Origin of the sequence: Candidatus Chlorohelix allophototropha, assembly GCF_030389965.1 — a bacterium.
GTDB classification, from domain to species: domain Bacteria; phylum Chloroflexota; class Chloroflexia; order Chloroheliales; family Chloroheliaceae; genus Chlorohelix; species Chlorohelix allophototropha.
Window position 1 is genome coordinate 1,399,210 of the sequence record NZ_CP128400.1, and the last position, 19,579, is coordinate 1,418,788.

At 46.7% G+C, this 19,579-nt stretch carries 15 protein-coding genes; 7 read left to right on the forward strand and 8 right to left on the reverse strand.

Annotation, left to right across the window (positions count from 1 at the left end; genetic code table 11):
- Positions 1 to 134 precede the first annotated feature (134 nt).
- From OZ401_RS18640 to OZ401_RS18650, 3 genes are all read left to right on the forward strand, one after another.
- On the forward strand, positions 135 to 2,234 hold the full coding sequence (locus OZ401_RS18640; protein ID WP_341470024.1) for a histidine kinase: 2,100 nt from the start codon (positions 135 to 137) through the stop codon (positions 2,232 to 2,234).
- 15 nt (positions 2,235 to 2,249) lie between these two features.
- Positions 2,250 to 2,909, forward strand: a complete 660-nt coding sequence (locus OZ401_RS18645; protein WP_341470025.1) for a response regulator — start codon at positions 2,250 to 2,252, stop codon at positions 2,907 to 2,909.
- Positions 2,910 to 2,972: 63 nt separating this feature from the next.
- A complete protein-coding gene (locus tag OZ401_RS18650; protein ID WP_341470026.1) occupies positions 2,973 to 3,809 on the forward strand; it encodes a GNAT family N-acetyltransferase in 837 nt (278 codons plus the stop codon).
- Here OZ401_RS18650 and OZ401_RS18655 read toward each other — a convergent pair.
- The 6 genes from OZ401_RS18655 to OZ401_RS18680 form a co-directional block, all read right to left on the reverse strand.
- On the reverse strand, positions 3,806 to 4,747 hold the full coding sequence (locus OZ401_RS18655) for a DMT family transporter (RefSeq protein WP_341470027.1): 942 nt from the start codon (positions 4,745 to 4,747) through the stop codon (positions 3,806 to 3,808). The genes OZ401_RS18650 and OZ401_RS18655 overlap by 4 nt on opposite strands.
- A 236-nt stretch (positions 4,748 to 4,983) precedes the next feature.
- The gene (locus tag OZ401_RS18660) at positions 4,984 to 5,694 is read right to left on the reverse strand and encodes a CpsD/CapB family tyrosine-protein kinase (protein WP_341470028.1); all 711 of its coding nucleotides are present in this window, start codon (positions 5,692 to 5,694) and stop codon (positions 4,984 to 4,986) included.
- A gap of 22 nt (positions 5,695 to 5,716) precedes the next feature.
- Positions 5,717 to 6,466 carry a YveK family protein gene (locus tag OZ401_RS18665; RefSeq protein WP_341470029.1) on the reverse strand — a complete coding sequence of 250 codons (750 nt, stop codon included), beginning with the start codon at positions 6,464 to 6,466 and terminating at the stop codon, positions 5,717 to 5,719.
- Between the two features lie 11 nt (positions 6,467 to 6,477).
- Entirely contained in the window at positions 6,478 to 7,254 is a 777-nt protein-coding gene (locus tag OZ401_RS18670) for a YveK family protein (RefSeq protein ID WP_341470030.1), read from the reverse strand.
- Positions 7,255 to 7,267: 13 nt separating this feature from the next.
- Positions 7,268 to 8,452 carry a glycosyltransferase gene (locus OZ401_RS18675; RefSeq protein ID WP_341470031.1) on the reverse strand — a complete coding sequence of 395 codons (1,185 nt, stop codon included), beginning with the start codon at positions 8,450 to 8,452 and terminating at the stop codon, positions 7,268 to 7,270.
- A gap of 6 nt (positions 8,453 to 8,458) precedes the next feature.
- On the reverse strand, positions 8,459 to 10,153 hold the full coding sequence (locus OZ401_RS18680; protein WP_341470032.1) for an undecaprenyl-phosphate glucose phosphotransferase: 1,695 nt from the start codon (positions 10,151 to 10,153) through the stop codon (positions 8,459 to 8,461).
- Positions 10,154 to 10,255: 102 nt separating this feature from the next.
- On the opposite strand from OZ401_RS18680, the gene OZ401_RS18685 reads away from it, so the two are divergent.
- From OZ401_RS18685 to OZ401_RS18700, 4 genes are all read left to right on the forward strand, one after another.
- Positions 10,256 to 11,857: a DUF3536 domain-containing protein gene (locus tag OZ401_RS18685; RefSeq protein WP_341470033.1), complete on the forward strand. Its 1,602-nt coding sequence runs from the start codon at positions 10,256 to 10,258 to the stop codon at positions 11,855 to 11,857.
- A 94-nt stretch (positions 11,858 to 11,951) separates the two neighbouring features.
- A complete protein-coding gene (locus tag OZ401_RS18690) occupies positions 11,952 to 12,668 on the forward strand; it encodes an alanyl-tRNA editing protein (RefSeq protein ID WP_341470034.1) in 717 nt (238 codons plus the stop codon).
- Positions 12,669 to 12,739: 71 nt separating this feature from the next.
- Positions 12,740 to 13,915, forward strand: a complete 1,176-nt coding sequence (locus OZ401_RS18695) for an aminotransferase class I/II-fold pyridoxal phosphate-dependent enzyme (protein WP_341470035.1) — start codon at positions 12,740 to 12,742, stop codon at positions 13,913 to 13,915.
- Between the two features lie 9 nt (positions 13,916 to 13,924).
- A complete protein-coding gene (locus OZ401_RS18700; protein WP_341470036.1) occupies positions 13,925 to 15,172 on the forward strand; it encodes an endonuclease/exonuclease/phosphatase family protein in 1,248 nt (415 codons plus the stop codon).
- Here OZ401_RS18700 and OZ401_RS18705 read toward each other — a convergent pair.
- Together OZ401_RS18705 and OZ401_RS18710 are read right to left on the reverse strand one after the other, a co-directional pair.
- Positions 15,086 to 17,227 (reverse strand): hypothetical protein, encoded by a 2,142-nt coding sequence (locus tag OZ401_RS18705; protein ID WP_341470037.1) that lies wholly within the window; start codon positions 17,225 to 17,227, stop codon positions 15,086 to 15,088. The two genes, OZ401_RS18700 and OZ401_RS18705, sit on opposite strands and share 87 nt — an antisense overlap.
- On the reverse strand, positions 17,228 to 19,384 hold the full coding sequence (locus OZ401_RS18710) for a glycosyltransferase family 39 protein (protein ID WP_341470038.1): 2,157 nt from the start codon (positions 19,382 to 19,384) through the stop codon (positions 17,228 to 17,230).
- Positions 19,385 to 19,579: the final 195 nt, after the last annotated feature.

The following is a 19,579-nucleotide window of genomic DNA, read 5'->3' on the forward strand; positions in this document are numbered from 1 at the left end:
CATTTTAACATAATATTTTAACTGTTGTATAGGTCAAAGGAAATTAGTATAATATTTAGCGTTATATAACCTTCATTTATATCTTCACTGTAGTAGCTAAGCAGCCGTTGAACTCAAAATGAACAGGTTGTAGCATGCCCGATTCGCTGGATAGGAACAAACTCAATATTGGCAACCAGCCACAAGTAGCGGCTGCCCATTCTGGAACTGAAGAGCTGTACAAGCAATCTTCTCAGGGTGGTGTTTTCCCGCTGCGAAATAGTTTAGGTGGGCGGATTCTTGCCGGGTTCTTGGCTATGGCTTTCATGGGTCTCGTGGTTGCTCTTGCTGCCATTCTTTATACCAGCCAATCGGGGAGCAGCCTGAGTACTCAGGAAGAACTTGACCAACAGGTTACAGACTCGGTATTACGTTTGGAACTGGCAGTAGAGCGCCAGTTTAACGCCGCACGTGGTGTGCTTCTTAGCCTTGATCCGGCTGATACGGATAAGGAATTTTCTGAAGCTACCAAGATTTATGAAGATGCCAATGCTCAGCTAAATAAAGCCTTTGAATCGCTTTCTCTAACTCAACGTAGCGCCAGCCAGACCCAAGAATTGTACGATAAGTTTTCTACCACAATTAATCAGATTCGCGCTATAAACCTTGAAGATTTCAAAACTACTGCTATTCGCACCTATGAAAGGGTGGCGCGCGAACAAAAGAATAACCTGATTACCGCCATCAATAACGACCTTAGCTTATATCGTGAAGAAATTGCTCGTAAAATCCAAGCGGCACGTGATCAGGGTACTTTGATTACCATATTATCTTTGGTTCTGGTGTTGATGACCACTCTCGGCGGCATTATAGTAGCAGCTTTGATTACTCGCAGCATAACGCGCCCTCTTCGTGAGCTTGCCTCTGTGGCTGATGCCATCCACAAAGATAATTATGATGTCTCTGTTCCTCAATCGCGAGGCAATGACGAAGTTGCCAGCCTTGCCGGGGCAATGGGTCGCATGGCGGAAAATTTAAGAATCTCCCGCAATCGTCTGCAATCTTCCTTAAATGAGACTCGCCGCCGCAACCGCGAATTAACTGCTGTCAACCGTGTAATGGCTTCTATTAGTGCCTCTCTCGACCTCGATCAGGTACTTAATGACGCAATGGAAGAACTTATTTCGGTGTCGGAAATGGAGCGTTGTGCGGTCTTTCTAGTTTCGCCTGATAGCCAGATTTTGCGATTAGTGTTGCATCGCGCCCAATCAGATCAGTCGTTGAATATTTTCAACAAAGGGTTGAAGGTGGGCGAATATATGACCGGGCAAGTTGCCGAATCCGGCGAAGTAATTTACCTAAATGATAATGTGCTTGAAGACTCGCGAGTTCATCCAGATATACAAACACAAAGCTATATCAGGAGCTATTTGGGTATCCCTCTTACCAGTAGTAGTGGCGTAGTGGGCGTAATTGCTATGACCAGCGATTTCCGAAAAAACTTCACCGATAATGATATAGTTCTATATAAAGCCATCGGTAGCCAGATTGGTATTGCAGTAGAAAATGCCCAACTATATTCACAAGCGCAACTGGTAGCTGCATTAGAGGAACGCAACCGTTTGGCGCGCGACCTGCACGACTCGGTTACTCAGACTCTTTTCAGCATTACTCTTACTGCCGAATCGGCGCGGGCAATGCTTATTAAAAAACCTGAGAGAGTTGAGGCGCAACTCGATCGTTTGCAGGTTATGGCACGAGGGGCGTTGGCGGAAATGCGCGCTTTAATTTTTCAATTACGCCCTGCTGCTTTGGAAGAACAGGGCTTGATTACAGCCCTTCAAAAACATATTGAGTCGGTCAAGGTAAAGGAACATCTGGATATTGAATTTGATGTATTCGGAGAACGACGACTTTCTAATGAGCATGAACAAACCCTTTATCGCATTACTCAGGAAGCCTTGAATAATATTATGAAACATGCTCAGGCAAGCAAGGTTCTTATTAAACTGACAATAGATGACCAGCAAGCCGAGTTAGCTATACACGATAACGGAGTAGGTTTTAGCCCACAGGAAGTAGTTAACAGTGGTAGCACAGAACGAAAATCTCTAGGTATGACCAGTATGCGGGAAAGAGCGGAATTAGCCGGTGGTGCGTTACATGTAGAAAGTAAACCCGGTGAAGGTACTAAAATAAGAGTAATTTTGCCTTTGTTGGTAGCGCCGCGTCCGGTTGGCTTAGGAATATATTAAAGGAGCTTATAAGAAATGGCTACGGATGGCAACGAATCGGTTAAAGTTTTGATTGTTGATGATCATGCGGTTGTACGCCAAGGTCTTATAACTTTTCTTGAGTTGCAAGACGAAATTGAAGTGGTGGGCGAAGCCAGCAACGGCAAGGAAGCTCTTCAAAAAGTCAAAGAATTGCATCCTGATGTAGTTCTGATGGATTTAGTTATGCCTGTTATGGATGGTCTGACTGCTATCAAAGAAATTAAGTTGATGCGCCCTGAAACCGAAGTCATTGCACTTACCAGCTTTGCCGATGACGAGAAAGTGTTCACTGCTATTCGTAGCGGCGCTACCGGCTATTTGCTAAAAGATGTACAGCCCCAAGATTTGGTGAAAGCGGTGCTGGCTGCCGAACGTGGCGAAGTCCAATTGCATCCTGAAGTTGCCAAGAAACTCATGCATGAGGTGTTAGCTCCTCCTAAGGAAGCGGATGCGATTGAAGAGTTGACCGAACGTGAGCGTGAAGTTCTCGGCTTATTAGGCAAAGGAATGAGCAATAAGGAAATTGCCCGTGACCTCTCGGTAAGCGAGAAAACGGTAAAAGCTCATGTGAGTAGTATTCTCAATAAATTGAACTTACCGGGCAGAACGCACGCCGCATTATATGCTGTAAAGCGTGGAATTGCTGCAAATTAACGAATATCTCTAGGTGGTGTTGAACCTTTATTTTATAGAAACCAATTATCGGAGTGGTTATAGATGCAAATAAACGAGTTGGAGGTGGGACAATTCGAGAGTTATGAAATGGAGTCCTACTCAGTATTTTTCCAATCTATTGGTCCGTCTATGATGGATTTGGGGTTGAACATTATTATCAGCAACGGTCTATTCCAATTTGCCAGCACCGAAGCTCCGAATGTTAGCTTTTTGAACCGCGTACTTGGTTTAGGACTAAGCAAACCCGCTTCTAGCGATGACATAGACCGAATAGTTAAACGCGCTTATGCTCTGAAGGTTTCCTGTACTATTTATGTGATTGAAAACCATTCAAAGCCGACCAACTTATCAACTTTGCTTAAAGAGCGCGGTTTTACTTCTAAAGCTCGTAGCAGTGTTCTTGCTTATATTCCCGGTAGTCTCCCCCCGTTAGCAGAGAATCATTCCGTAGAGGCTCAAATACGGCTGGTAACTCCTGAACAACGTGAAGAATTTGCACAAGTGGTATGTGAAGGGTTTGAATTGAGAGGCGGTTTCCGCAGAACTTGGGAGGCAGTCAGTAGGGCAAGTGTTGGGCATCCCCAGCAAATTTGCTACTTGGCATATATTCATGACCAACTCGCAGGGGGCGCAACTCTATTTTTAAGTAAAGACGGCAATTATGCCGGGCTTTATTCCGCCAGTACCCTACCGGATTTTCGGCAGCATGGTGTACAGAGTGCGCTCTTGCGGGCTATGCTTGAAGAAGCCTTGCGGCGCGGCAGACAAATAATTACCGCTCAAACCCCTTACGGTGGAAGCTCGGAGCATAACCTCCACCGACTCGGTTTAGAAACAGCCTATGTACGCGAAAGTTATTTCCTGCCTTCTCGTCGTTAACTTTTTCTAATTGAGAGAATCCATACACTTACTACCAGCATTATTGTTCCAGCAAGTGTCAAGAGACTAACGCTTTCACCCAGCAACAACCATGCCAGAAAAGCTGCCACTCCCGGTTCTAACAAAGTAACGATTGAAGCGGCGGTGGCAGTGGCACGTCTGAGCGCTTGCATAAAAATTATGTAGGCTACTCCGGTTGGTATCAGTCCCAAGTATGCCGCCATCATCCAAACTCCCGGCGCTAGGTTTAGCTTTAAATTCCCCGTGAGCAAAGCCCCCCCTAGCAACAGAATCGCCGCAAACGTAAACGATAGAGCCATTGTTTGGCTGTTGCCGGACTTTGTGTGACGTGTTGCTAGTTTGGACAAGATAGTAATACTTGAGTACGATAGCCCTGCTCCTAAAGCCAGCAACGCTCCAAGTAGATACTCCGGTTTGAGAAAATCACCACTGTTACTACTACCGCCTAGGGTTAGCAAGCCCGTTCCTGCCAGCGCCAGTCCAAGCGCTAGGATAACCGAACCCGTCAACTTCTCTTTAAAAATCGGTATCGAGAGTAACGCGACTATTACCGGTGCGCTACATAACGCCACTACTACTACCAGAGTTACGCTGGAGAGGGGAATAGCCATAAAGTAAAAAAGCTGGTAACTTGCCATTGCGATTCCCAGCGCGGCGAACAGCGGTAAATCGCGCAATCTAGCTTTGAACGGGTTGCGTCGGGTGGTGAAAAAGGCTACTCCCAATAGAAAGGGAGCAGAAAAAGCCAGCCTCAAAAAGCCGATTGTTAGCGCGGGTGTGCTTTCTATCCGATTGAGCAGTGCCGAGGAAACCCCGACTGTTCCCCAAATCCCTGCTGCCATCACCAGAAGCACAATTCCACCGCTTCTCTTTTTTTCCTGTTGCTTTGTGAGTATTAATTCTTCTGAGCCAATCATATATTAACCTCCGGTTTTACACGGTGAATCATAATCTAATTAACTTTACATAAAGTGAAAAACAAGGAGGCAAAATCCAAAAACAAGCTACTTGGCAATTATGCCTATAGCTGAATTGAGGGAATAATTGGGGGTATGCCTCTCCTGCTTACTGCGCTACAGCGCGGCAGGGAGGTGGGGATGCGCTTAATGAAAGGAAATTCAACAGGTTCATTCTATTTAGTTCAATCCTATAATTAATAACTGTAGCGGTTTGCGCCGCTTTTCACCTCGTTCAGCACCACGCCTACAATATTGGCGCGCACTTTTTCGAGTTGTTCTTTCGCTTCTTTAGCATCATCCCGCTTGGTTTTATTGGCTTTTAACGTTAACAGCACTCCATCCAAACGAGTGGATAATACTGCTGCATCGGTTACTGCCAAAAGGGGAGGCGAGTCAAAGAAAAGATAATCAGCTTCTCCGCGAAGTTGCTCGATTATTTCGCGCATCAGGTTACTGCCAAGAATCTCGGCAGGATTTGGAGCTTGCAACCCGGCTGGTAGCAACCGCAAATTTGGCACGCCGGTTTCCAGGATCGGGAATTTGATTGAACCAATCCCTGAACCGTTCTTTGAAGACGAGGCAAACCCGCCCGCTTCAAGAATGACATTTGATAGACCGGGTTCTTGCTCTAATCCGAAAAGAATATGGAGACTCGGACGGCGCAGATCACAATCTATCATTAAAACTTTATTTCCGGCTTGGGCAAAGGACACCGCTAGATTTGCTAGTGTTTCAGATTTGCCCTCATCAGGGCGCGCGCTGGTGATAAGCAAGGCGCGTAATTGGCGATCAAGCCCGCTGAATTGAATATTGGTGCGTAAGTCTTTGTATGCTTCGGCGGCAGGTGAACGCGGATCTGCCAATGTCACCAATTTCTCTATACCCCCTATACTGGAATTGCTCATGCTAGGTTAAAAAATCCTTCCGTTAATCGCGTTTGCTGCCTGCTTTGATCGGTCTTGAATTGTTCGCAGCGGCATCGGTGTTAATAGTTGAATTGTAAGAGGAATCATTTCTTGTACCTTTCCAAATCGGTACACTTCCCAACACCGTCAATCCGGTCAAACGCTTTAACTCTTCTTCGCTCTTAATAGTATCGTCAAAAAACTCAACAGCAAAAATAAATATCAAACCAATGACAAGTCCTAATGCTGCTCCTGCGGCGGTGTTAAGGTTGGTACGCGGTCCGTTAGGCTTATCAGGTACTGCGGCAGGACTGGTTAATTTAATATAGGTCTGCTGATCTTGGTTATATCCGGCAATTTTTTGCTCGTTTTCATCCACCAGAATCTGACCGGAGGTGTTGGCAATAGCGGCGGCACGTTTTGCATCCGTATCATCTACGGTAATTACAAAGGTATATTCGGCTGGTCGCGCCTGTACTTTGATTTTGCCTCTGATTTCGTCAATTGGAAGATCAAATTTGCCCCGCTCATTAATGGCAGAAGCAAACTCAACCGAGTCGAAACGGGCAGGGTAGCCATTTATCTGCTCTTTTAGTGAAGCCCACAGGTTATTATCCGGTTTGCCCACATCACCTTGCAATTTGGCGATAGCCTGATAGGTTTTTGGCTGGCTGAGGCTATATCCAAAAGCTACTCCTGCCGCTACCATTGCTACCAGCAATGCCAGCCACCATCTTTTTTTCAGGACGTTTATATAATCCTTGAGTTGCATAACACCCTTTGTTACCGCCGCGCCGATATTTGCTCTGGCTCGGAGCTACTAGGATTATAATTACCACCATTGCTATTATTTTGTCCGAAAGGTAATAGCGATTTTGCAGGGATGACCCCAATTATGGGTAAACCCAGCGCTTCCTTGAAATCTTCAGGAGTTCTCAGCCTGTTATCAAGATACGCCAGCAAGAAAGCTAACCCTACTCCCAAAATGAGACCCACTATGAGCCGGATACTGGATACAAGTAGGTTGCGCCCACTGTTAAATACCGCACTGGTCGGGAAATCAATCAAATTAGCTGAAAACTGCGTATTATCACCATGTGCAATATATTTACCGGCGTTTTGCACAATCGTATCAGCCAGCGCTTTGGATATTACCAACGCCTTATCTTCGGTGTCAGTATGCACCGTGAAGGTAATCTCGCGGTGTTTACGCTCTACATCGAAATTGCCCTTGAGTTCTTCCGGGGATAGCGGGTATTTGGTGCTTTTCAGCTTTTCCACTGCGTCGTTTAAAAAGACGCTGCCTTTTACAATCATTACATAGTCATCTAGCACATATTCAGACGAGATAAACTGGTAATAATTGAAATAGTCCTGAAAACCTTTGTTGGTTTGGTCAGGTGGAGGGTCGTTGCGCCCGGCATTGACCTCAAAAGCTGCTTGGTAATTGGAGGCAGTGGATTTGTACTGGATATAAGCTAACGCTCCGCCCGCAACGGTAAAGAGCAGCACTATCCACCAATATCTAAAAAGGATTCGCCCGTATTTTCTGAGTTCCATTCCCTGTTACCTGTTACTGCGCCGTTTGCTCTTTGATATTGGGCATTTCAGCCGTATCACTCAAAGGGCGTATCGCCAAAATTTTTTTTTGCTGTGCTGCTTTGAATTCGCGTACACAAAAGTCAATTTGTTCGTGGAAATGTTTGATAAAGATTTCACGGCTAAAAGTTTCCGCGTGCTTGCGAATTATATGTGAGTCGAATTGGGCGCTCATTTGCTCAAAACGCTGTACTGTTTCCATTAGAGATTGGGGAGACTGTTCATCAAAGAACATTCCGGTTAGCCCCTCGATGTTTACTTCGGCGGGTCCGTTCTGCTTGATGGCGATTACCGGCGCACCTGCTGCCATAGCCTCAACCTGAGTAATCCCGAAATCTTCCGCGCCGGTTTGGATGAAGGCTTTACATTGACCGAATAATTCATACAATTCTTCGTCCGATACATAGCCTAAAAACTCAATATTTGAGCCGCCCAAATCCTTCAAATTTTTCAAATCGCGTCCGGTTCCCACAATTTTCAAGGGCAATCCCAGTTCCCGAAACGCTTTTACCCCAACATCCAAACGTTTATAGGGCATTAGGCGCGATGCCATCAAATAAAAATCTTCACGCGGACCATAATTGCAGGGGATTTGCTCAACCTCTACCGGGGGATTTATCACTACTGCCTCACGTCCCCAGTATTCTTTGATACGCCCTGCGATGGTTTGCGAATTTGCCACATAGAAGTGTGGTCGGGCGGCGCTAGATATGTCCCACAGTCTAACAAATTCCATTACCAAAGGCAACCCGATTTTAGCCAGCCGACTCATGTTTTCTCTGCGGGCGTAATCTTGGGTATCCCAAGCAAAGCGCATTGGGGCGTGGCAATAGCAGATGTGCAGGGTATTGGGAGGAGTAACTATTCCCTTCGCCCATGCGCTGCTACTACTGATAACCACATCGTAGTCTTTCAAATCAAAATGCTCAAAAGCAAAGGAGTAAGCCAGCAAATATATCTGATGGCGTTTGAGAACACCCGGAAATCGTTGCATAAAAGAGGTATATATTTTATGACCCGGAAACTTTCCTTCCATCAATCTCTTATCATAAATGGAAGTGTAGATTGGGGCTTCTGGAAACATATCGGCTATTGCTTCCAGCACTCGCTCGGCTCCTCCATATTGGTTCAGGTAATCGTGTACAAGTGCAACTTTCATTGATTCCTAGTATGCTCCCTCCCCCTTAAGAACCGCCGGGATTGTGCGAATCAGGATTTTAAAATCTAGCCAGAGCGACCAGTTCTCAGCATAGTATATATCTAATTTCACCATATCGTCGAACGAGAGTTTGCTTCGCCCGCTTATCTGCCATAAACCAGTTAGCCCGCATGCCACTTCAAGGCGGCGATAGTGCCATTCCTCATACTGTTCCACTTCTCGATCAATTGGTGGGCGTGGTCCAACGAAGCTCATTTGCCCGAACAGGATATTAAAAAGCTGAGGTAATTCATCAAGGCTGGTGCGACGCAAGAATTTCCCCAATCTGGTACGGCGAGGGTCATTGGCAATTTTAAAAGTAGGTCCGCCGGTTTCATTGAGATGGGTCAGGTTATTCAGTTGCTGATCTGAGCCTACCTTCATTGATCTGAACTTAAAGAAGGTAAAGGTTTTACCGTGTTTGCCTACTCTGGTCTGTTTGTAGATAATCGGTCCTTTAGAATCCAGTTTGATAAGCAAGGCGATCAATAATAAGAACGGGGAGAGGATTATTAGCGTGGTGAGTGCTAAGGTAATATCCATCGCCCGTTTTAAAACATAATTCCAACCAGTTAGATTAGTACCCTTGAATCCAATCAGTGGTACGCCATTAATCTCGGTGAAATTCAACGAGTCGAGGCGCATCTCAAAAATATCGGGTATCAGGTTAAAATCAACATCGCTTTCTCTACATATATTTATTATATCGTTGATAGTGGTATGGTGCGTTGCGGGTAGGGCGATAATAACTTCGTCAATTTTATGCGAAGATAAAAGTGCACTCAAGTTATCAAAAGTACCTAGGCAAGATACCGGTTGCCCATCCAAATAGCGTGGTGGTAAAATCCACTCCGAAAAGCGGGTTTCATCATCAACGTAACCAGCCAGCCGATAGCGATGATCTGGGTTGGCTACTACTGCATCCATCAGACGTGAGGCGGCATCTGTCGCTCCTACTACCAGTAACCTACGTACGCCAATTCCACGATGCCACAGTGAGCGTCTTATCCTCTTAACTACGATGCGTTCTATTGCCAGCGTTAAAATGGTTGTAGGGATTAGAAAAACAAACATGAGACGGCTAAAAGCCAGTGGACGGCTGATGAAAACCAGCACCATCATACTGGCAACTGCGATTAGAGTAGAACTGAGGATAGTGCCGAGTTCGTCAAGAAATGAGAGCACCTGTTTTCGGCGATAGAAACCTTTGAAATGGAGAGTGACTAACAAAACGAAGGTGTAGGCTAACTCAATTGGAATATAATTGGTGAAGGGAACTTGATATTCTTCAAGAACTTCAACCCCAATCTGTAAAACATAGCGCACGAAATAAGCCAGCCCAAATGCCAGCAAAATTAGTAAAGAATCCATTACCAGCCGCAGGGCGTAAAACAGGCGTTCCCGACTTGCTGTCGATTTGTTCTGGTTCTGGTTTAGCGTGGCGTGTTTTGAATTCAAAATCTGGAAAGAGCCTGAAATATCAAACTGGCATTTCGGGGCTTCATCGTCCTTATCGGCGGGATGCCCGAATTTAAAAGGTTTGATTTCGTTGTTCATTTCTGAAAGCTTCTCAAACTCCAGAGTCGCAGAGGTGTTTCCTCTTTCTCTGAACAAGGTTTCTTGGTCAGAGCTAAAGGGTTTATTCTGTTCAACTGAACTCAACTAATAATTACCTCCAGCAATTCCATAAGCGGGTGAGCAGCCCGAATTTATGCTATTATAGCATAGACACAATCAAATTTTAAAATTATGGAGACCTCATTCTTGACTGGTAAAGTCGAAAGTTCCAGTGTACAAATCTGCATACACGGTCACTTTTACCAACCGCCTAGGGAAAACCCCTTCACCGGGCTTATTCCGCCTGAGCCGGGCGCTGAACCTTACGCTAATTTTAACGATAAGATTACAGCAGAGTGTTATAGCCCTAATGCCAAGTTGAATAATTACCGCAATATCAGTTTTAACTTTGGACCTACGCTGGCGGCTTGGCTCGAAAAAAATGACCCTGTTACCTACCGCAATGTTATTCAAGCCGACAGTTCAAATGTTGAAAAATACGGTTATGGTAACGCGCTGGCGCAAGTTTATAACCATGTGATTATGCCCCTTGCCCGACCTGAAGATATGCGGGTGCAAATTGAGTGGGGTATTGCCGATTTTCAGCGCCGATTCGGACATTTGCCTGAAGGCATGTGGTTGGCTGAGGCAGCCGTAAATAGTACCGTACTGGAATTATTGGCAGATTGCGGTATAAAATTTACTATACTTGCCCCATGGCAAGCTTATCATGATAGTGTTGAAACCATTGATCCTCTCGAACATCAGTTAGAGCAAACGCGCCTGCGCAGCAATGTATTAGGAAGCCTGAGCCACCAATTCCACCAAGATGAGCGTTTGCAGTGGGCTGCTTCTGTTGCGTTAGAACATGCAATTATCCCCGAAACCTTTGACCCGAACGAGCCTTATGAAGTTACTTTGCGAAATGGGAAAAGCATTATAGTCTTTTTTTACAATGCGCCTCTCAGTGGTGGCGTGTCTTTTGATCACGGTGCAACTTCCGATGCGGATTCTTTTGTAAAAAATTGGATTGCTCCTCAGGTTAATCTTGATAAGCTTGAACGTGGGGTAGATCAGTTAATCACTATTGCTACCGATGGCGAACTTTACGGGCACCATAAATCCTACCGAGACCTGTTTCTGAAACGTCTGGTAGAACATTCGATTGAGGCGGCTGGTTTTAACGTAACTTTCCCTTCTCATTGGTTGCGTACTCATCCACCTCGTCGCAAAATCCGAATCTTGGAAAATACTAGTTGGAGTTGTTTTCACGGAGTCAAACGTTGGGGCGAAGGTTGTGATTGTACTCCCGGTGATACATCTTGGAAAAAATACTTGCGTCTCGCTTTTAATGTTCTGGGCATGGAAGCTGACCGCCTGTTTAATGAAAATAGTCCAAAACTTTTTGTTGATCCGAATGCTGCCTTGCGCGAATGGCTACAAGTATATCTTGGCTTTCAGAATGAAAATGACTTTGCGCCTATTCACTTGCGTTTGCCCTCGGACAAAAATATGGAAGCTGCCCGTCGTTTGTTGATGGCTCAGATTTACAAACATCAAATGTACACCAGTTGTGCATGGTTCTTTGAGGATATAGACCGGATTGAGCCTAGGAATGCGCTGGCGGCGGCAGCAATTACCATCCGTTTACTGGGAAGGCAGTTGAATCGCGCAGCAGTTGAACAATTCCAGCACTATCTTGAGCAAGCTCGCAGTAATAAACCTCATCATTACAACGGTTTGCAGCTTTATAAGCGCGGTGTACGCTGGTCACAACGCCATCAGGTTGAATTATTAATTTCGGATTAGTCGAATCATCGCACTATAAATCAGGTAAAATAGCTTAAAATAAAAGCAACTCTCCGGTTTTCTTAACTGCCAAATTGAATTTGAAGGAATTTAAATGACCGAAAAATTGTATTACATAGATCCTTATTTACAAGAATTTGAAGCCAAAATCGTAACTATAAGCGAGGATAGATTGGCTGTAGCCCTCGATCGCAGCTTGTTCTTTACGCCCGGTGGTGGACAGCCAACTGACACCGGAACTCTCACGATTGATGGTGAAATCTATAATGTCACCGAAGCCTATAGCTCGGAAGGGCTAACTTGGCATAAGCTCGACCGCGCGTTACCAACCGGATTAAAAGGGCAGTCCTTGAAAGGTGCGCTCGATTGGGAGCGTCGCTATGCAATTATGCGTCATCATACCGCCTTGCATGTGCTTAACGGCGTGGCTTATCTCGCTTTCGGGGCATTGGTTACGGGCGGTCAAATTTATACTGATCGTGCCCGCATAGACTTGACCTTAGAAGACCTGAATCCGGAGAAGGTGGCATATATTGAGAAAGAGTCGAATGCGATAATTGCCAAAGCCTTCGATACTATTCCACGTCTGGTTACTCAGGAAGAAGCGGCAACTATGCCAGAATTGGTGCGTACCCTTAATGCCATGCCACCGCAGTCAGAAAAAATGCGTGTTGTGGAAATAGCCGGGTTAGATCGGCAGTTTTGCGGCGGCACTCACGTTGCCAATATTCGTGAGCTTGGAACCCTAAAGGTTTTGGGTACTCGTAGTAAGGGTAAGGTAAACAAGCGCATTGAGATTGGTCTTGAATAAGCTAACCAACCCATAGGAAAATTATCTGCATACCAGAATTAACTTTACATAAAAGATGAGGGAGAATTGTAATGGCAAAGTTTGTGGCTAAACGTATGGACATTGTGCCGCCCAGCGGTATTCGGCGATTCTTTGATATTGCCGCCACTATGCAGGATGTTATTTCATTGGGTGTTGGTGAGCCTGATTTCGTAACTCCCGATAATATTCGTCGAGCAGCGGTTGATTCAATCGAAAAAGGTCAAACCCGCTACACTTCCAACGCCGGTATTTTGGAACTGCGGCAGCTTGTGCAAGCGCACTTGAATCATCGCTATGGAGTAGATTACGACCCTATCCATGAGATGATTATCACAGTGGGGGTGAGTGAAGCCCTTCAAACGGTATGCTTAGCTTCGCTTAATCCGGGTGAAGAAGTGTTGATACCTGAACCGAGTTTCGTATCATACGCGCCTTCGGTTATTTTTGCCGGTGCAACTCCGGTTTATGTACCAACCAGCGTCGATGAACAATTTATGCCGACGGTAGCCGACCTTGAAGCGAGGGTAACGCCTAACACCCGTGCGCTGTTGCTGGGTTATCCCAACAACCCTACCGGAGCGGTGTTAACTCCTCAACGCGCCTTAGAAATTGCCGAATTTGCCAAGAAGCATGACTTATTGGTTTTCAGCGATGAGATTTATGATCGCTTGGTTTATGGTGTTGAGCATATTTGCATCGCCGCACTACCGGGCATGAAAGAGCGCACCGTCACTTTAGGCGGCTTTAGCAAGGCTTATGCAATGACCGGATGGCGTATTGGCTATGTATGCGCTCCTGCCGATATTATCGGAGCTTCTCTCCGTATTCACCAGTATGCAATTATGAGCGCTCCCACTGCTGGACAACATGCCGCGATTGAAGCCCTGAAGAATAATGAACATTCGGTGCTAGAAATGGTCGCGGAATATGATCGTCGCCGCCAGTTTATGGTCAAATCTTTCAACGAAATCGGGCTGCCATGTTTTGAGCCAAAGGGCGCATTTTACACCTTCCCCAGTATCAAGGCTACTGGTATGAACGAAGATGATTTCTGCGAAAAACTTTTGGTAGAGGAACATGTAGCGGTAGTGCCGGGATACTCGTTTGGTCCAAGCGGAGCAGGACACATTCGCGCCTGTTATGCTACCAGCCTGCCAAAAATAGAGGAAGCTATGGAGCGCATTAACCGCTTTGTACGCCGCTATTCTAGCGTTGGAGTGCGGTAACCTCCCCGAATGTCATCTATTAGCGATTTGCTTACGAATGAAACCAAGTTGCGCGCCCTGACTCTTAACGTCTGGGGCGTGCCTTTTTTTACAGCGGAACGTAAAATGCGCATTGCGGCAATCGCACAGCACTTGCTGGAGCTAAAGCCTGATGTTGTAGCGATTCAAGAAGCATGGTTGTCTCTCGACCGACGCACACTGGTGGAAGGTGGCAAACGTGCTGGACTCAAGCACTGGCATTATTTCGCATCGGGTGTAAATGGTAGCGGTTTGTTATTGCTATCACGTTATCCATTGGTAGATGTTGCCTTTTTACGCTTCAAGCTCACCTCCCGCCCGGAAAGAGTTCCCCAGGAACTCGATTATTTCGGGGGTAAAGGTATCGGGTATGCCCGGATACAGACTCCAACCGGGTTTGTCGAACTGTTTAATATTCATCCGGTAGCGCAATACACCGGAGATAGTAACGATTTATATCGTGCCCATCGCGCCGCTGCCGCTTACGAAGCCGCAAGGTTTGTAAATACCCATGCAAATCGAAAATATCCCGTTATTTTGATGGGCGATTTGAATATGCGTCCTGATCAATTGCCCTATCGCCTTTTGCGCCACTTGGCAAATCTGTTGGATAGTTATTCCGAACTGAATCCGCAAGACCCCGGTTACACCTATTCGGTCAATAATCCCTATTCAAACAAGAGCGAGCCATCCAAGCGGTTGGATTATATACTTTATCGCGCAGGCAGTGAATCTAGTATAACTCCAGTTTCAAGTGCTTTGTGTTTTAACCAGATAAATACACAAGCACCTCGCGCCTATACCGATCATTATGGGGTATTGAGCGAATTTCAGTTGAATTGTACTCAAATCGTTGCTAACGAATTGCCTTCCAACCCACCTCAACTCTATTGTGAACTGGAAGAATTGCTTTACGAGTCATTGGTAGAGGCACGCTGCCGCAAGGAATCGCACTTGCTAAATATGGGGGTTGCGTTAGTGGGGTGGTTGGTATTCACTTTCTGGAATCGCCGCGCAATAATCCCGGTGCGATTACTAACCGGGTATTATTGGCTGGTACAAGGTTGGCTATCGTTGCTGGTTGTACCAGAAGAAATAAGTGGGCTTGAATCGATGTTGGAAGAGGTTAGAAAACAGCTACCACCCGTTAATTCAATCTCTCAGTTCGGTGGAACGGAAAATCACCCGGTCGTACCAGAGTGCGAGGATGGTAATCACGAAGAATACCGCGATAAGTAGTACCAGCAACTTACCGCGCCAGCCTTGCCGTTTCCACAGTCTTGAGGAAAAGATACCCGCTCCTACCGCGACTACTGGTAAGGCAAAAAGTGAATAACGTACATAGAGGTTGGTTATCCAGCCGAGTATTGCAAAGAGCAATGCAATGGCATACCAGCTAAGACTAACCCGTAATAAGCGACCGCGCCCTTCCTGAAATTCTATATTGTCCTCTGTTTCCACCGGAAGAAGTCCATTCTTGCCGTTATTCCACAACCACCATAAAGCCCAGAGCGCAAAGATTAAGGGAATGAGATTGAAATAAACCTGCCCCTCTGCCCAGAAACCGGACAACCCTCCCCATAACCAATCCCCGAAATTGTTGACAGGCTTGCGGATTAATCCCAAACGAGGGTCTGCTACCGAACCACCCACATATAGCAAATTGCCTTTTGTAGTTGTGGCGGTGCCGCTTACTTTGCTGCTAATCGTATCCAACGCCTGTGGAATCATCTCCACCAGTGTTTGACGATGGTAAATGGCGATTGAAAGCACCAATGCCAGCAGATAAGCCAGTCCCAGAAATTTCGCTCCGTTTCTTTCTCTGAACCACTGTACCAACGCAAACAGCAGGAAAACTGCCCCGCTAAGTATAGTTACGCCCGGATGTTGCATGAAAGAAGCCAGCAAAGTCAGCGTGAGGATAAAGAAATAAAAAGGACGATTTAACTGTTTATATTTAACTGCCACCAAACACAGCGCGACCATCATCAGCCACTCGCCGTACATATTGGAGACTTGCCCGAAGCCGATTGAAATCCATGCTACAGGTATGGTGACCATGAAAAAAGCGGCAAATACGGCAGTGCGTCCGTCTCCCACCGTCTTTTTAACTAGATAGAACGCCAACAATGCCCGTGAGGTATCGAAAGCGGTCATCCAGAATTTTTGCAATAAGTTGACATCGGGTATTAGCCATTGGAACAAACCCATCATAAAATATCCGGTGGTGGGATAATAGGTTTCTTTGCCCCCCCACTCTGCCGATTGTATTTTTTGGAAGAATAGTCCTTTGTCCCACAGCATCTGGAAATGGTTATAGTGAAAGCCCATATCGGTCATTTGGATATGAGGATGCAACGTTCCACCGAAGCGGATTGCCAGCGCCAGCCCGAAAAAGCTCAACACCCACGCGCGTTCCCACCGATATTGCCACACCGCACGCATCGGCAAATCCAGTATCACCAACGCCAGCAATGCCAAAAAGAAGGCAAAGGACAGTTTGGCAGAGAAGATGGTAAGCCACGGACGGGCAGGTGTGGCAATGACATAAGCCATTACTGCCAACACGGTTGCACCTGTGCCAAATCCGACCCAACCGTTTAAGCCCGCTCTGGTGACAATCAGGTACGTGAATAATACTGTTGCCAGCAAGTACAACAGTTGCGTAACGGGCGGTAAGGTGAAGCTAGTGCCCATCGCTGTGATTTCCGCACCCCAGAAAACCAGCCCAAGTTCGCGGGGGTCGTCGGGTGGGTAAAAAGGCGTGGTTTTAAGAGTTAGGCGCAGATCACCATATATACCAGTGATGGCAGAAGCGGGTATAACGAAATCATAATCTACCTTGCCGGAGTCAATCTTGTAATAGCCGATGAGCGTTTCATTGGCATAAACATACAGGTCTAGGTTAGGATTCGGGTTGCCACCGGGTTGGAGTTTTAGCCTTAAGCCGTATTCATGCTTCCCGACTCCCATAAAATTAAGGTAGGATTCGCCGCGAGTCCAGCGCGAATTTGGCACATTTGGGGTTGGGGTAGTCGGTTCGCGTCCGTTGAACTTTGACACAAAGGGTTCATCTAGTCGAAAATGGCTATTCTGATCGAGGTTATAATTCCAACCGGGCTGCCACGAAAGCACAAAAACCCCAACCGATACCAGCACTAGCAAGTAAAGCGCGGGAGATGAAAGAGCTTTGCGCCAGAGGCTCATTTCGTCACGCCATGATGAAGCTAGCCATAAGCGAATTTTATTGCTTGAGATAACTGCTTTTTCCGGTTTGGCAATAACCTTGCTCAATTATGGAGTTACCTCGACATATCCCAAAGTGTAGGCATCACTATAATCAGCCAAGGGTATTCGCGCTGTGTTCGCTGCATCGTAAAGCCCTACAATAATTTTATAACGTCCTATTGGCAGGTTCGGGGGTAGCGGAAGGCTATGCACATCTTGATAAAAATCGCCTTTGCGCCAAGTGCGGGTATCCCCTTTACCATCGAGCGGTAACAAATCGCGTTGCGCTACCCGTTGCCCGGTTTTTTCATCTATCAGATGGATAAACACCTTAGCTTGTTGCAGTGGGGTAGCAACTGTTTCCCAGACCAGCCGCAAATCTAGTGTACGAGTACCGCTATCTTTCGTGTTCAGCCTCAAAACCCCGTCTGCTTCCACCGGATCGTAATTAGCTTTACCCTGAAAACTGCTACTTGCCCCAAAACTATAAAGGGTTAGCCCGTTTGAAAAGCGCGTTGGCGCTGGCTGGAATCTACTCCGGTAAAGGTCAACGTAATCAAAGGTAAAGGCTTTGGCTGTAAGCGTCTGGAAATATTCTACCGAAGCGGGGGTGAGTTGCGGAAGGGCAATTTTCCCATCCAGAGCAATCCAACTGCTCGAAGTGGCAGCCGCGCTCATAATTGCTTGCGCCCGTCCTTTTTGGAAAGTGTCATCCACCTGCCCACGCTCACGGTTAAGATTAAATATTTGCCCGGTCATTTCACCTAAACCGCGTCGGTCAATATCAAGGTTAAGATAAACCATATAACCGGCGCTATCTACTAGGAACTTACCATCGGGGGTACGTGTCGGTTCACGTCCTGAGAGGAAGGCAAAACCCGGGTCAAAGCTCAAAATGCTGCTGCTATCGGGTTGCTGCCTTAGATACTCGCTCGAAGCGTGATAAACCCGATCAACCGTCACGCTTTGTCCCTGTAGCCATTGTCGCGCTGCTAGAGGCATAACTACCAATAGCAGCGCCACCAATCCGGTTGCCGCCAGTGTATAAAATTGCTGGTCGGGCTTGCGAACTTCAAATATAAAAAGCCCCCCTGCCAGCAAGGCAAGCGGTAAAGCCAATTGCGCGTAATACCAAGGGTGAAAACTCTTACCAACCAGCAAGGTAGCCAGCAAAGGAAAACTCCATGTGGCGGGTATCATCCACAGGTCGTTGCTTGTTTGGCGGCGAATTACCCGCCACGCAATGATACAAAATACCATCCCTGCCAGCAGCAAGGTTAAAGCGGCTTGTGGTTCTTCTGCCAATCGTCCTATTTGGTCGCGCCCCTCCGCTACTTCCTGCGGGCGTAATAGTTGGAAGAAAAAAATCTGTCGGATGAATTGACCGATTCCACCCGCAAACCCGAAAAAGCCCACAATAAGCGCAGTCAAACCCGTAAATCCTGCGGCAGTCAAGCCTAACCCGCGCCAGTTGCGTTTCCAAGCTAGATAAACCAGAAAGCCGAAAATTACCGCCACACCGGGCAATTTGCTCAGGAAAGCCATTCCTGCCAGCGCGCCCGCCCCGGCAAACCATAGCGGGTTGATTTGCTTGCGTAAGCCTTCGAGCAAGCAAATAAAAGCGAAGACCGCAAAAAGATTTGAGATGGTTTCCAGCACCGCGATTTGGGAGGCACGCACATCTACTGCCAGCAGCACCGCGGCAGCTATTCCGGGTAAGCCCCACAATATCCCTTTATTGCCCCACATTCTTGAGCCAGCCCATGCAACTCCGGCACAGGTGATCAATCCGGCAATAACGGTTAGCCAGCGTAAAGCGGCGTAAGCATCTGCGCCACCCATTGCGCCGAATAGCTTGATAATAGGCGCAAGTGTTAGCAGCGCGCCCGGTGGATGTGCCAGAAAAAAATCGCGATAGGGTAAATGTCCTTGCGCCAATTGAGAAGCGGCGCTAAAGTACACCATTTCGTCATAGTTGGAGGCAGACCATCGTCCCGCGCTATCGGGCAACAATTGGGTGGCGCGTACTGCCCAGCCTGCTGCTAACGCTCCTACCAGCCCTAATCCCCAAAGCATACGGCTTTGGAGCATTATGGGGAATGCGGCAAACTCAATTTTGACTTTCGCACTCTTTCGTACCGATAACAGCCCAAAAGCGCCCACCAGCCACAAACCGACTACTAGCAGTGGAAAAAGCGGGAAGGGGCTGTGTAACTCATCCAACGGGCTGCCTCGTTCATCAATTCTGATGGGGTCAAAATCCAGCCGAATCAGTGCATCAAGCCCACGCCATATTGAAGCTGGTATTTTCAGGGCAATAATTAGACCGAGCGCACCGAGAATTAGGCATATGCTAAAGCTCGCCTCGAAAAATATAGTTAGAGCAAGGTGCGTTGGTTCGGAAGTACCAGACGCTTT